Origin of the sequence: Nonomuraea sp. NBC_00507 (assembly GCF_036013525.1) — a bacterium.
Lineage (GTDB): Bacteria > Actinomycetota > Actinomycetes > Streptosporangiales > Streptosporangiaceae > Nonomuraea.
In genome coordinates this window covers 11,489,959-11,504,293 of the sequence record NZ_CP107853.1, presented here as the reverse complement: position 1 = coordinate 11,504,293, position 14,335 = coordinate 11,489,959, and the positions used below count along the sequence as shown (strand labels likewise).

Annotated in this window: 9 protein-coding genes; 6 read left to right on the top strand and 3 right to left on the bottom strand. The window is 69.5% G+C overall.

Annotated features, from left to right (window positions below; genetic code table 11):
• The first annotated feature begins 60 nt into the window (after positions 1-60).
• Positions 61-1,452, top strand: a complete 1,392-nt coding sequence (locus OHA25_RS54730; protein WP_327584737.1) for a cellulase family glycosylhydrolase — start codon at positions 61-63, stop codon at positions 1,450-1,452.
• Positions 1,453-1,538: 86 nt separating this feature from the next.
• On the opposite strand, the gene OHA25_RS54725 is transcribed toward OHA25_RS54730, so the two are convergent.
• Positions 1,539-2,117 (bottom strand): fascin domain-containing protein, encoded by a 579-nt coding sequence (locus OHA25_RS54725; RefSeq protein ID WP_327584736.1) that lies wholly within the window; start codon positions 2,115-2,117, stop codon positions 1,539-1,541.
• Between the two features lie 436 nt (positions 2,118-2,553).
• Here OHA25_RS54725 and OHA25_RS54720 point away from each other — a divergent pair, with 436 nt between their 5' ends.
• The 4 genes from OHA25_RS54720 (at position 2,554) to OHA25_RS54705 (ending at position 10,292) form a co-directional block, all read left to right on the top strand.
• Positions 2,554-4,920, top strand: a complete 2,367-nt coding sequence (locus OHA25_RS54720) for an ATP-binding protein (protein WP_327584735.1) — start codon at positions 2,554-2,556, stop codon at positions 4,918-4,920.
• A gap of 291 nt (positions 4,921-5,211) precedes the next feature.
• Positions 5,212-7,038 (top strand): M14 family zinc carboxypeptidase, encoded by a 1,827-nt coding sequence (locus OHA25_RS54715; RefSeq protein ID WP_327584734.1) that lies wholly within the window; start codon positions 5,212-5,214, stop codon positions 7,036-7,038.
• 255 nt (positions 7,039-7,293) lie between these two features.
• On the top strand, positions 7,294-8,862 hold the full coding sequence (locus OHA25_RS54710; RefSeq protein ID WP_327584733.1) for a chitinase: 1,569 nt from the start codon (positions 7,294-7,296) through the stop codon (positions 8,860-8,862).
• Complete coding sequence (locus OHA25_RS54705) at positions 8,859-10,292, top strand: carbohydrate-binding protein (RefSeq protein ID WP_327584732.1); 1,434 nt, start codon at positions 8,859-8,861, stop codon at positions 10,290-10,292. Before OHA25_RS54710 ends, OHA25_RS54705 begins: the two co-directional genes overlap by 4 nt.
• A gap of 25 nt (positions 10,293-10,317) precedes the next feature.
• Here OHA25_RS54705 and OHA25_RS54700 read toward each other — a convergent pair whose 3' ends face one another.
• Positions 10,318-11,889, bottom strand: a complete 1,572-nt coding sequence (locus OHA25_RS54700) for a molybdopterin-dependent oxidoreductase (protein ID WP_327584731.1) — start codon at positions 11,887-11,889, stop codon at positions 10,318-10,320.
• Positions 11,890-12,006: 117 nt separating this feature from the next.
• Between OHA25_RS54700 and OHA25_RS54695 the strand changes: the two genes are divergently transcribed.
• Positions 12,007-13,398: a hypothetical protein gene (locus OHA25_RS54695; RefSeq protein WP_327584730.1), complete on the top strand. Its 1,392-nt coding sequence runs from the start codon at positions 12,007-12,009 to the stop codon at positions 13,396-13,398.
• Here the strand turns inward: OHA25_RS54695 and erm are convergent.
• Positions 13,387-14,211, bottom strand: coding sequence for an ErmE/ErmH/ErmO/ErmR family 23S rRNA (adenine(2058)-N(6))-methyltransferase (erm, locus tag OHA25_RS54690; RefSeq protein WP_327584729.1), 825 nt, complete (start codon positions 14,209-14,211; stop codon positions 13,387-13,389). The two genes, OHA25_RS54695 and erm, sit on opposite strands and share 12 nt — an antisense overlap.
• Between the last annotated feature and the right edge of the window lie 124 nt (positions 14,212-14,335).

The following is a 14,335-nucleotide window of genomic DNA, read 5'->3' as shown; positions in this document are numbered from 1 at the left end:
GATCTACGCTCCCCTTGCTTGTTAGTAAAGTTTCCTAATCAACAAGGGGAGCGCTCGCCCATGCTTCGATCCCTGCGGCTCGCCACGCTGGCCGCGCTCGTCATCGCCTGCTTACACGCGGCCCCCGCCCGGGCGGCGACCACGTACGAGGCCGAGAACGCCACGATCTCCCAGGGCGCGGTCGAGTCGAACCACGCCGGTTACAGCGGCACCGGCTTCGTCAACTACGCCAACGCCACCGGCTCGTACGTCGAGTTCACCGTCACCGCCGCCACCGCCGGCCCCGCCACCCTGACCTTCCGGTACGCCAACGGCACCACCACCAACCGCCCGATGGCCATCGCCGTGAACGGCGCCACGACCAACCGGGACTTCCCGGGCACCGGCGCCTGGGCCACCTGGCAGGAGACCACGCTCACCGCGACGCTGAACGCCGGCGCCAACACCGTCCGCGCCACCGCCACCACCGTGAACGGCGGCCCGAACCTGGACCGCCTGGTGGTCGGCACCCCGTCGAGCGGCGGCACGCCCGTGCAGGCCAACGGGCAGTTGCGGGTGTGCGGCATCAAGCTCTGCAACCAGAACGGCAAGGAGATCCAGCTCCGCGGCATGAGCTCGCACGGCCTGCAGTGGTATTACCAGTGCCTCAACACCGCCTCACTGGACGCCCTGGCCGGCGACTGGAAGGCCGACGTGCTGCGCATCTCCATGTACATCCAGGAGGACGGCTACGAGACCAACCCGCGGCTCTTCACCGACCGGGTGCACAACCTGATCGAGCAGGCGACCGCGCGCGGCATGTACGCCATCGTCGACTGGCACATGCTCACCCCGGGTGACCCGAACTACAACCTGTCGCGCGCCAGGACGTTCTTCACCGAGATCGCCCAGCGGCACAACGGCAAGAACAACCTGCTCTACGAGATCGCCAACGAGCCCAACGGCGTCTCCTGGTCCACGATCAGGAACTACGCGCACCAGCTCATCCCGGTGATCAGGCAGTACGACCCGGAGACCCCCATCCTGATCGGCACCCGCGCCTGGTCGTCCCTGGGCGTCTCCGATGGCGCCACTGAGACCGAGGTGATCAACAACCCGGTGAACGCGACCAACATCATGTACACCTTCCACTTCTACGCCGCCTCCCACGGCACCGAATACCTCAACGCGCTGTCCCGGGCGGCCGACCGGATCCCGATGTTCGTCACGGAGTTCGGCACCCAGACCGCCTCCGGAGACGGATCGAACAACTTCACCCGGGCGCAGCAGTACCTGGATCTGATGGCGCAGAAGAAGATCAGCTGGGTGAACTGGAACTTCTCGGACGACTTCCGCTCAGGCGCCGTCTTCACCGAGGGCACCTGCCCGAGCGGCCCGTTCGCCGGCACCTCCCGCCTCAAGCCGGCCGGCGTCTGGGTCCGCGACCGCATCCGCACCCCTGACGACTTCTGACTCCAGAGGCCCCCACCATGCGGTGGGGGCCTCTGGCACACTCCCGGTACAGAGCGCTCGGCGATGGGCCATAGGCGGCCTGACGACTACCTGCTGCAGATGATCCGGAACTTCTCCCATTCGCGCACCGTCGTTGCGTCCGAGTGGATGGTGTCGGTGATGCGGCCGCCTCCGCTCACGGCCGTGAGGTAGTGCTCGTTGATCGTGCGGATCGCGTACATGCCCCGCCCCGCGGGAACGAGGGTGAATTTCTCCCAGGCTCGTAATTTTGTCGCATTCGAATGCATCACGTCCGTGATGCGGCCGCCTCCCCCCATGGCGGTCAGGTAGTGCCCGGTGCTGGTCCTGATCCCGTAGCGGATTCTCTTGCCTGCTCTGTCGCCCGAATCGATGAGCGTGAATTTCTCCCAGGCCCTGATCTGTGTCGCGTCGGTGTGGAGCACGTCTGTCGTGCGCCCGCCGCCGCCGACCGCCGTCAGGTAGTTGCCGGTCTTGACGGTTCGGAAGGCGCAGGTGTCCCCTGCCCGGGGCAGGCGCCATTCCGCCGTGGCCGCCGCAGGCTGGGCGGTGCTCGCCGACGCCACGCTGGGCAGGCTCAGCCCGACGATCCCGACGGCGGCGGCCATCATGCCCGCAGCTCGGCCGAACGTGTTCTTGATGCTCATACTCTTCCCCCGTGTTCTGAGTGTTGCCCTGGAAGGTGGATCCCGGACGCGGCATATCCCCGATTTCGCCGCATCTCGATTGCTGTGAGCGGCCCGTGGATGCCACTTGACCACGACGGCCGGCTGTCCGGCGATATCTCCGGACGCATCATCCAGGGCCCCTCAACAACGCACAGGTAGCGCTCTATGCTTCGCTCGTGGGCGAGTGTCCGGCGCGCCGGACACTCGATGCCGGCCAGGCCGGTGCTCGAGGGGCGGGCGGGGCACTCAGATGGGTGATGGATTGGATCCGCGACCGGAGTTTTCCGAGCGGCTGCGGGCGCTCAGGGATGCGGCGGGCGTCTCGGTCCGAGGCCTGGGCGTCGCCAGTGCCGCCACACCGCGGCGGAGGACGGGCCAGCCGCCGCCGCGGTTGAAGCGCAGCACCATCGCCGGGATGACCAGCCGGACCCGGCCGGCACGTCCCGAGCAGGACCACTTCGAGGTCTTTGTCGACACCTGCATTCGGATCGCCATGGAACACGGCCTGCCGCTCCGTGGTGACCTGGGTGACCGGCAGGCATGGGATGAGGCCTACCGCGAGTTGCTGACGCGAACGGCCGCGTTGCGTGCCACCAACCGGGAGACCGCCGAGGCGGTCAAACGGCCGCGGCCGAGTTTGTTGTCTGGGCGTGCACAGGTGACTGGAACCCTGATCGACCGCCTCGCCGATGAACGGGAATCTCCCCGACTGCTGGGCGCCCGCACCAGCGGGCCGCTGGTCGGCGCCCCGCGGCCGGCACAGTTGCCGCCGGACGTGGCGGGCTTCACCGACCGTGAGCGTGAGCTAGCCCATCTGGACGCAGTCCTGGCCGAGGCGAACCCGGCCGGTGCCGTGGTCTGCGCGGTCTCCGGCACCGCCGGAGTCGGCAAGACCACACTGGCGGTGCACTGGGCGCACCGCGCCGCGCAGCGGTTCCCCGACGGGCAGCTGTATGTGAACCTCCGCGGCTTCGACCCCACCGGATCCGCGGTGAGCCCGGCACAGGCCATCCGAGGGTTCCTGGACGCCATCGGCGCTCCGGCCGGCATTCCGCCGAGCCTGGAGGCACAGACGGGCCTGTACCGCAGCCTGCTGAACGGCCGCCGGGTACTAGTGATGCTGGACAACGCCCGCGATGCCTCGCAGGTCCGCCCGCTTCTGCCTGGGGCGCCCGGTTGCCTGGCACTGATCACCAGCCGCGATCGGCTCACCAGCCTGGCCGCGGTGGAGGGCGCGAACCTGCTCATGGTCGATCTGCTCACCGCTCCCGAAGCCCGCAATATGCTGACGGATCGCCTGGGCGCGCACCGGGTGGCCGCCGAGCCCACCGCCGTGGCATCGATCATCGAGCGGTGTGCCGGGCTGCCGTTGGCGCTGGCCATCGTGGCGGCCCGCGCTGCCGCCCAACCCCATCTACCGCTCGCCGCGCTAGGCCGTGAGCTGGAAGAAAGCGCCGGCTGCTTGGACACCTTCGACGGCGGCGACCCGGTCACCGAGATCCGAGCCGTCTTCGCCTGCTCCTACCGAGCGCTGGGTGAGGCGGCCGCCCGTCTCTTCCGGCTCCTCGGCCTGCACCCGGAGGGGGACATCGTCCTGCCGGCGGCGGCCAGCCTGGCCGGCCTGCCGCCGGCACGCGCCCGTGCCCTGCTGGCCGAACTCGCCCGTGTACACCTGATCAACGAGCTCCTCCCGGGCCGCTACTCCCTCCACGACCTGCTCCGCGCCTACGCCGCGGAGCTGGCCGCCACCGACGAGAGCGACGATGCCCGGCGCGCGGCGACGCACCGGATGCTCGACCACTACCTGCACACCGCCGACACGGCCAGCTCTCTCCTGAACCGCAAGCAGAGCATGATCATTCTCGACCCGCCGGCTCCGGGCACCGTCCTGGAGACACTCACCGACTATGAACAGGCTCTGGCCTGGTTCGCTGCCGAGCATCCCGTTCTCCTCACCATCGTCGAACACACCCCGACCGGATTCGACACCCATACCTGGCAGCTCGCCTCGACGCTCACCACGTCCCTCGACCGGCAGGGACACTGGCCGCTGCTGGCCACCGTCCACACCGTCGCCCTGAGCGCGGCACAACGCCACAGCGACCGAGCCGGACAAGCCAACGCACGCTTCGGCCTCGGCCTCGCCCATGCCGCTCTCGACCGCGCCGAGGCCGTCCGCCACTTCCACCTCGCGCTGAATGTGTTCGGACAGCTTGGCAGCCACATCGGCCAGGCCCGCACCCATCAAGCCCTCGCCCGCGTCCTGGGGGCCCAACACCGCCATCGCGAGGCGCTTGACCACTCCTCCAACAGTCTCGAGCACTATGCGGCCATCGACGATCAGGGAGGGCAATCCGCCGCCCTCAATAACGTCGGCTGGTTCCACGCTCAGCTCGGCGACCATACCGAGGCTCTCATACACTGCCGGCGAGCCCTCGACCTGGCCAGGAAGACCCTCGACCTCAACGGCCAAGCCCACATCTGGGACAGCATCGGATACATCCACCACCAACTTGGCGAGCATCAACAAGCCATCGACTGCTACCACCAGGCCCTCATCCTGTTCCGCCGGACGGGCGACAGACACAGCACGGCCATCGGCCTGGCCTACATCGGCGACAACCACCACGCCGCCGGGCACCCGGCCGCCGCCCGCGACGCCTGGTCCCAAGCCCTCGTCATCGCCGACGAACTCAACCTCCCCGCCACGGATCCGCTGCGCGTGAAGATCGCGCGCTGTCTCTGCCAAGCGTCAGTGGCGGAAGGGCCGTCGGATGCGTAGTAGTCGGCGTGGCCGATCAATCTTCGCGTGCTGATCCCGAAGCATCACGCACAGCTACGGTAGGGCTCGTCGCACGGACCCGAGCGGAGGGTCGGGATGGCGTCTCAGGCGCTCTGCGGCCCGTGAGGTAGGGCCGTATCCGGTGCACCGGCCGCGCCGGTATTCACCTGGCAACACCTTGCAGAGATCCGGACGTCCGGAAAATTGGGCCTTTCCCGGCGATCGCCGCATCTTCACTCTCAGTTCAGGCGCCGGTCAACATCCGAGTCCCGAGCGTCTGAGGAGGACGTGGTGAAACGCCGATTAGTCATCCTGCTGGCGGCCCTAGGCCTGATCTGCCTCACCGGCATGACAGGAGCGGGCGCCTCCGCCGAGCCACCGCCCAACAAGCAGTACCGCGTGCAGGGCCCGGCCACGGCCCAGCAGCGCAGCTCCGTCGCCGCCACCGGCGCCGCCATCGAGGAGGTGACCGCGGACTCGGTCCTGGTCACGGCCACGGAAGCCGAGGTCGCCGCCATCAAGCGGCTCGGCTACCGGGTTGCGGAGGTCCCGCGCCCGACACCCCCGTCCGTCGACGCGTTTGACTTCCCGCCGGCGGACTCCGCCTACCACAACTACGCGGAAATGACCGCGAACATCAATGCCCTGGTCGCGGCCCACCCGAACATCGTCAGCCAGACGACGTACGGCACCTCCTACGAGGGCAGGGCACTGCGGCTCATCAAGATCAGCGACAACGTGGGCGCCGACGAGGCCGAGCCCGAGGTGCTCTTCACCGCCCACCAGCACGCGCGCGAGCACCTGACGGTCGAGATGGCGCTGTACATCATGCACCTGCTCGCCGACAACTACGGCAGCGACTCCAGGATCACGAACCTGGTCAACTCCAGGGAAATCTGGATCATGCCCGACATGAACCCGGACGGCGGCGAGTACGACATCGCCACCGGCTCCTACCGTTCCTGGCGCAAGAACCGCCAGCCCAATTCCGGCTCGACGGCCGTCGGCACCGACATGAACCGCAACTGGGCCTACAACTGGGGCTGCTGCGGCGGCTCCTCCGGCTCGACGTCCAGCGACACCTACCGCGGCGCGAGCGCGGAGTCGGCGCCCGAGGTCAGGGCGGCGGCCAACTGGGTACGCAGCCGCGTCGTCGGCGGCGTGCAGCAGATCAAGTCGCACATCGACTGGCACACCTACAGCGAGCTCATCCTGTGGCCCTACGGCTACACCTTCAACGACACCGCGCCGGGCCTGACCCAGGACGACCGGGACGCGCACGCCACGCTCGGCCAGAACATGGCCTCCACCAACGGCTACACACCGGAGCAGGCCAGCGACCTCTACATCACCGACGGCACCATCGACGACTGGATGTGGGGCGTCTACAAGATCTTCAGCTTCACGTTCGAGATGTACCCGACCGGCTCCAGTCCCGGCTTCTACCCGCCCGACGAGGCGATCGTCCCCCAGACCACCCGCAACAGGGAGGCCGTGCTGCGCTTCCTCGAATACTCCGACTGCGTCTACCGGATCATCGGCAAGGAGGCCCAGTACTGCGGCACCGGCAACCCGCCGGTGACCGTCTACTCCGACACGTTCGAGACGGCCACGGGCTGGACCGTCAACCCGGGCGGCACCGACACCGCGACCCTCGGCCAGTGGGAGCGCGGTGACCCCGAGGCCACCACGTCGTCGGGCGCCAAGCAACTGGGCACGACGGTCAGCGGCGCGAATGATCTGGTGACCGGCCGGCTGGCCGGCTCTTCGGCAGGCGCCTACGACATCGACGGCGGCGTCACCTCGATCCAGTCACCGCCGATCACCCTGCCGTCCACCGGCGCGCTCAACCTGTCCCTGTCGTGGTATCTGGCGCACGGCTCGAACTCCTCCAGCGCCGACTATCTCAGGGTCCGCGTCGTGGGCACCACCACGGCCACCGTGTTCCAGCAGGCCGGCGCGGCCTCCAACCGCAACGGCTCCTGGGCCACGGCCACCGCGAGCCTGAACGCCTTCGCGGGCCAGACGGTCCGCATCCTCATCGACGCCGCCGACGCCTCAGGGGCCTCCCTGGTCGAGGCCGGCGTCGACGACGTCAGGATCACCCAGCAGCCGTAGAACACACCGCGCTCCGCCGTACGGGATCGCCGTCCCGTACGGCGGAGCCGTGTTTTTGGGTCTTGTAAGGGCGGGGTGTCAAAGCTACGATCGCGATAACTCTTAGGAAACTTTCCTAAAAGTAATCTTCACCTGGACAAACTCTTACAACCCCCGCAAAGCCCTAACCCTGGGCCTCTGCCCGTGCCGTACGGCTCGCGCTCTCACCCCCCGGCACGAGCCGTGCGGCACGTCACTCCCCAAAGGAAAAAACCCGTGAAACACCGCGCGATCCTCGTGGCGTTCGCGACCTTCGCCCTGAGCCTGCTCGCCGCGCCGCCCGCCCAGGCGGCCACCGCCACCGCGACCTTCGTCAAGGTCTCCGACTGGGGCTCGGGCTTCGAGGGCAAGGTCACCGTCACCAATGGCACCACTACCGCGATGAACGGCTGGAACGTGCAGTTCGACGTCCCGGCCGGCTACTCGATCCCGTCCGCGTGGGACGCGGTCATGACCCGCAACGGTCAGCACTACACGTTCACCAACCCGAGCTGGGCGGGGACGCTGGCCGCCGGCGCCAGCGCGAGCTTCGGCTTCAACGGCAGCCCGGGCAACTTCCCCGGCATCACCGGCTGCACACTGAACGGCGCCTCCTGCGGCGGCACCACCACACCGGGCGTCCCGGGCGCACCGGGGGCGGCGAGCGCCACCGCGACCGCGGGCGCCATCACCCTGACCTGGGGCGCGTCCTCGGGCACGGTGACCGGCTATCGCGTCTATGAGGGTGCCGCCGTCAAGGCCACTATCACCGGCACGACGGCCACGATCTCCGGCCTCGGCGCCTGCGAGACCCACACCTACACGGTCAAGGCGTACAACGCCCAGGGTGAGTCGCCCGGGCGGGACGCCACCGCCACCACCACCGGCTGCACGGGCGGCGGCGGGACGCTGCCCAAGCACTTCCTCACCGGCTACTGGCACAACTTCGTCAACGCCGCGGCCGAGCTCAAGCTCTCGGCCGTGCCGAACGAGTACGACCTGGTCGCGATCGCGTTCGGCGAGGCCACCGCCACCCCCGGCGAGGTCGTCTTCGCGGTCGATCCCGGCCTGGCCACGGCGGTGGGCGGCTACACCGACGCCCAGTTCAAGGCCGACGTGCAGGCCCTGCACCAGCGGGGCAAGAAGGTCATCCTGTCGGTCGGCGGCGAGGCCGGGCGGGTGCAGGTCGCCGACGCTGCGGCGGCCACCAGGTTCGCCGACTCCGTGTACGCCATCATGCAGAGCTACGGCTTCGACGGCGTGGACATCGACCTGGAGAACGGCCTCAACGCCACCTATATGGCCCAGGCCCTCCGGGCGCTACGCGCGAAGGCCGGCGCCGATCTGATCATCACGATGGCCCCGCAGACCATCGACATGCAGTCGACCGGAATGGAGTATTTCAAGCTCGCCCTGTCGATCAAGGACATCCTCACCGTCGTCCACACGCAGTTCTACAACTCCGGCTCCATGCTCGGCTGTGACCAGTCCTTCGCCTACGCGCAGGGGACGGTGAACTTCATGACCGCGCTGGCCTGCATCCAGTTGGAGAACGGCCTGCGCCCCGACCAGGTGGCGCTGGGCCTGCCGGCCGGGCCGGGCGCCGCGGGCGGCGGAGTCGTGTCGCCCTCCCTCGTCAACCAGGCACTCGACTGCCTGGCCAAGCGGACCAGCTGCGGGACCTTCGTGCCACCGCGCGCCTACCCGGACATCAGGGGCGCGATGACCTGGTCCATCAACTGGGACGCCAGCAACAACTGGTCGTTCTCCAAGACCGTCAAGCCGCACCTCCAGGGGATGCCATGAGATTTCGCAGCAAGCTGACCGCGTTACTGGCCGGCACCGCACTTGCCCTGACCGGCGCCGGCCTCGTCACCGCCGCGCCCGCGGCCCACGGCGCGGTGCAGCAGATGGCCGCCGCCTGGGCCCCGTGGACCTCCTACGCCGTGGGCGCGGTCGTCACCCACAACGGCGTCGACTACGTCTGCCTCCAGGCCCACACCTCGCAGCCCGGCTGGGAGCCGCCGAACGTGCCCGCCCTCTGGAAGGCCGGCACCGGGGGAGGCGGCGACACCGCCGCGCCGTCGGTGCCCGGCAGCCTCCGCTCGACCGGCGTCACCTCCGGCAGCGTCTCGCTGGCCTGGAACGCCTCCACCGACAACGTGGGCGTGACCGGCTACAACGTCTACCGCGGTGGCACGCACGTGGGCACCGCCACGGGCACCACGTACACCGACTCCGGCCTGAACCCCTCGACCGGCTACACCTACACCGTGCGTGCCCGCGACGCGGCCGGGAACCTGTCGGGCGTGAGCAACTCGGTGACCGCCACCACCTCCTCGGGCCCGCCGCCCACCAACCCCACCAAGATGGCCGGCGCCCCCTACCTCTACATGGGCTGGGGCAACCCGCCCAACCCGGGCACCGTGATGGATGCGACCGGCGTCAGGTCGTTCACGATGGCCTTCATCCTGTCCAGCGGCGGCTGCACCCCGGCCTGGGACGGCAACCGGCCGCTGACCGGCGGCGCCGACCAGCAGGCGATCAACACGATCAAGTCCAAGGGCGGCAACGTCCAGATCTCCTTCGGCGGCTGGTCGGGCAACAAGCTCGGCCCCAACTGCTCCACACCGCAGGCGTTCGCCAACGCGGTGCAGCAGGTCATCAACGCCGTCGGCCCCGCCGTCGTGGACTTCGACATCGAGAACACCGACGAGTTCGAGAACTACACGGTCCAGGACCGCATCCTGAACGGCCTCAAGATCGTCAAGCAGAACAACCCGAACGTCAAGGTCGTCGTCACCTTCGGCACTACCAGGACCGGCCCGAACGCCCACGGCATCCGGCTGATCAACCAGTCCAGGGCGCTGGGCGTGCCGATCGACAACTACACGATCATGCCGTTCGACTTCGGCAGCTCCAACATCTACCAGGACACCGTCAACGCCTCTGAGGGGCTGAAGAACGCGTTGAAGAGCGCGTTCGGCTGGAGCGACGCGCAGGCGTACGCGCGCATGGGCATCTCCGGCATGAACGGCCTGTCCGACCAGCAGGAGCTCACCACCCCGGCCACCTGGACGCAGATCCGTGACTGGGCCAAGGCCCGGGGCCTGACCAGGTTCGCGTACTGGTCCGTCAACCGCGACCGTCCCTGCCCGGGCGGCGGCGTGGTGTCGAACTGCAGCGGCATCGCCCAGTCCGACTGGGAGTTCACCAGGATCACCGCCGGCTTCTGAGCCACGACCCGGCCTGCGCGGGGGCTCACATAACGAGCTGAGTGGGCTTGAGCGGGACGCCGAGGCCCGGCGGACGATACGTCGGCAGGGCCTCGCCGTACTCGTGCATCCAGGCGTGGTCCACCAGCAGCCGCATCCGCCCGGCCGCCCGGTCGCCGTCCGGCTCGGCCACGGCCGGGCTGCCGGTCAGCCTGGCCACCGCGCCGGCCACCAGCTCGGCGTCCGGGGGCGACAGGTCGCAGTGGTCGTCGGGCCCGATGAGCAGATCCACGTCCGGCGGCAGCGGGTAGATCGGCCGCGGCAGGGCGAGCACGCGCGGCGGCGGCGCCATCGGCCAGCCGTCGCGCACCGCCTCCAGCAGCACCGACCGTGACGTGCGGTGCGCGAACAGCCCCTCGGCCAGCGCCCAGCTGAGCGCGCCCACGTCCGAGCGGTCCTCGCCGCAGGCATGCAGGCACAGGTACGGCACCAGCGGGATCCCCACACCGCTCGCCTGCGCCCACCCGCTGCCGCACCCGGTGAGCACCAGCAGCGCCAGCATCGCCCGGTAGGCGGTGTCGGCGTGCGGGGTCTCCAGCCGGCCCGGCACGATCACGCACCGCCCTCCGGTCTTCTCCGCCGTCACCCCCAGCTCGCGGGCGATCTTGAGGGTGCGCGAGGCGGGCACGCCGGTGCAGGCCTCCTGCCAGCCGGGCGTGTACGGCTCGGCGCGGTCGTCGTACCCGGCAGGCCACGCGCCGGGCAGGCCGGGACGCGCCACCCCGTACACGGCCAGCAGCAGGTCGAACACGGTCGTCACCAGGTCGTCGCCGTCCCGCACCACCGGCACGCCGCGCCGCAGCACCCCAGGACCGTCGTCGAAGCGCGGCAGCAGCACCTCGACCGCCTCGCCGCCGTACACGGTGAGCCGGTCGCAGACCCGCCCGAGCACCCCGCCGGGCACGTACGCGCCGTTCCTGGGCTGCAGCCGCACCAGGAACGGCAGATCCGTGCGCTCCATGGCATGCCCGGCGAACGGCGTGCGGTCCAGGAAGAACTCCTTGAGCAGCACGTGCCCCATGGCCATGGCCAGCGCGCCGTCCGTGCCCGGGCGCACGACCAGCGTCTCGTCCGACAACCGCGTCGGATGGGTGCCGATCGCGACCACCTTCTGCCCCTTGTACCGCCCGGCGATCACCCAGGGCGTGTCGGCGGTGCGGACGAGCCGGTTGTTCTCGCCCCAGAGCAGCACGTACGCCGCCCGCGCCCAGTCCTCGGCCCGCGGACCGGCGAACCGCGGTCCCAGCACCTGCTCGGGCGCGCACGGATGCTCGGTCAGCACCGCGCCGCCGAGCCCGCCGACGATCCGCGCCAGCGGTGAGGTGGCCAGCGCCGCCACCCGATCCGCGCCGTGCCGCGCGGTGGTGTGCACGATCGCCGCCGCGGCGAGCTCGGCCGCGGTGTCGTCGTCGAGCGGCACTCGCCGCTCGCCTCTCGCCCGGACATATTGCTGTGAGTTCCCTGTGAGTTTCGCCCAGGCCGCGACCGGGTCGCGCAGCCCATCTCTCACCTCGAAGTAGAGCCTCACCAGTGCCTGGTTGACCTGCGATCCCCCCATGCAAAAAGTTGAACACAGACCGTGGTGCCGTATCGCGAAACGTGTCGGCATGTCGGGGATAAGAATCGGAACCCCAGGTGGCGGCACTCGGGTGGATGCGGCAGGCTAGATCCCGCCATGGATTACGCAGTCCTCACGGGGATAGTCCTCGTCGCCGGTGTCATGCTCGCTCTCATCGCCCAATGGCGCGATTGGCGGCCTCCGCTCATCGCCGCCATCGTCGTCGGCGTGGCGGTGCGCGTGCTCATCATGTACACCTCGGCGATCGATTCATGGCAGCCCGTCGACTTCATGGAGAGCTTCAAGCCGGCCGGCGAGGCCGTGCTGCGGGGCGAGGACCCGGTGCTGGCCAGCGAGGGAGGCTGGCACTTCCTGCCGACCATCCCCTACGTGTACGGCATCCTGCTGTGGCTCGGCATCCCGTGGGAATACGCCGGGCGCCTGGTCACCGTCGTCGCCGACATCGTGCTCATCCCGCTGGTGGCCAAGCTGGCCGGCGGCCCGAAGGCGTCGCTCCGCGCCTTCCAATATGCGCTCAACCCGCTCGCCCTGCTCATCGCCTCCGTCCACGGCCAGGTCGAGCCGGTCGCGCTCGTGTTCGGCGTGGCCGCGTTCGTCGTCGCCCGCGGCCCCGGCGAGCCCGAGCGTCCCGGCATGACCACCGACGTGATCGCCAAGGTGCGCCGCGGCCTGGCGGCCTACGGCGTGCGTGCCTCGATCCCGCGGGTGATCGGCAGTGGCGGCATGCTGCACCGCGCCCTCCTGCCCGGCGCCGACGACCTGGCCCACGTCAAGCGCGGCGCGCTGGCCGGGCTGCTCATGGGCCTGGCGTTGTGCGCGAAGAGCTGGCCGATCTGGCTGATCCCCGGCATGCTGCTGCTCCTGCCCAACCTGCGCTCCCGGGTCGCGGCCCTGTTCACCACCGGCATGGTGCCGATCTTCTTCCTGGTCACGCTGCCGATCTTCGCGGGCACGTCGCTCGACCAGATCCCCGCGGTCATCCACACCATCCAGGACATCCGGCCGATCATCGGCGAATGGGGCTGGACGCCGTGGTTCACCGGCGGCGACTGGGCGCTGATCCCGGAGCTGGCCTCCTTCGGCACCAACCTCATCTACGTGTGCGTCATCGCGGTGCTCTTCGTCTGGCGGCGGGCCGACCCGATCGACCTGACCACGGCCATCCTGCTGATCTTCATGGTGGTGACGCCCCGGCTGGGCGCCCAATACCTGCTGTGGTTCATGCCGTTCCTGATCGCCAGGCCCACCAGGTTCGCCTGGCCGGCCATCATCGGCGTCTCGCTCTGGGCCGGCTACGGCTACCTCTACATGACCCAGTTCGACGTCACCACGTGGTGGTATCTGCACCAGGACTGGTCGCGGGCGTCGATCGTGCTGCTGCCGATCCTGTTCCTGGCCATGCCCTGGGGCCGGCGCGTCGCACCGGCCCCCGGCCTGGCCCCCGCCGTGGAGACCGCGGCGAAGGCCAAGCTCACCTCAGCGGCATAGCCGCTCCCACAACGTGATCCACTGATCGGGGTGCACGTGGCCCACGACGGCGTCGCGGGCCACGCCCGCGGCCTTCAACGCGGCGTCCACCCCCGGGTAACGGGTCTTCAGCGAGGCCCGCACCGATCCTCCGACGCCGCCGAACCCCAGCTCGACCAGCTCCTGATAGGAACGACGGCCCTGGACCAGCGGCTCGGGCCGCCGCCTGACCAGGAGGATCGCCGAGTCGACCGCCGGGACGGGCCGGAAGCTCTCCCTGCCGATCGTGTCGCCGAGCCGCCAGTCGAACCACGGCCACGACTCCACCGTGACCAGGCTCCAGCGGCCGTAGTCGCCGGTGCGTTTACGGGCGTACTCCCGCTGCGTGAGCAACGTCGCCGAGGTCAGGCCAGGTGCCCGCAGGCACCAGTCCACGATCTTCGACGTCACCGAGTACGGGATGTTGCCCACGACCGCGAACGGCTCGCGCGGCGCCCGCGCAGCCGTGAAGTCGCCCCTGACCACGTCGATCCGGGGATCGCTACGGGTCCGCGCGCTCAGCTTCCCGGCCAGCAGGGGATCGATCTCGTAGCCGACGACCTTGGCGCCCGCCTCGGCCAGCGCCAAGGTGAGCACGCCTTCCCCCGCGCCCGGCTCCAGCACGAGCCCTTCGGGCGCGGCGGCCTTCACCATCAGGTCGACGGCATGCCTGTCGACCAGGAAATTCTGCGAGAGCGTGCGCCGCGCCCGGTCTCTGGGCGTGCGGCCGCCACCGCTGTTCCTGGCGTTCTTCTGGGTGTGTGAATAGTTACCGTGTGCGAAATTCCGCGCCACAGCGCTGCCCCTTCGGGTCCTCGAGATGAATGGGGTCTCGAAGGGCCCTGGGCACGCGTGCGGACGCGCAGCCTCAGATGATCGCGTCCGCTAGCGGGCCAGAGCCCGGCCGTGACGGATGCGA

Excerpts from the sequence above, each read along its gene's own strand:
- OHA25_RS54730 (WP_327584737.1), top strand. The coding sequence starts at position 61 with ATGCTTCGATCCCTGCGGCTCGCCACGCTGGCCGCGCTCGTCATCGCC.
- OHA25_RS54725 (WP_327584736.1), bottom strand. The coding sequence starts at position 2,117 with ATGAGCATCAAGAACACGTTCGGCCGAGCTGCGGGCATGATGGCCGCC.
- OHA25_RS54720 (WP_327584735.1), top strand. The coding sequence starts at position 2,554 with ATGACCAGCCGGACCCGGCCGGCACGTCCCGAGCAGGACCACTTCGAG.
- OHA25_RS54705 (WP_327584732.1), top strand. The coding sequence starts at position 8,859 with ATGAGATTTCGCAGCAAGCTGACCGCGTTACTGGCCGGCACCGCACTT.
- OHA25_RS54700 (WP_327584731.1), bottom strand. The coding sequence starts at position 11,889 with ATGGGGGGATCGCAGGTCAACCAGGCACTGGTGAGGCTCTACTTCGAG.
- OHA25_RS54695 (WP_327584730.1), top strand. The coding sequence starts at position 12,007 with ATGGATTACGCAGTCCTCACGGGGATAGTCCTCGTCGCCGGTGTCATG.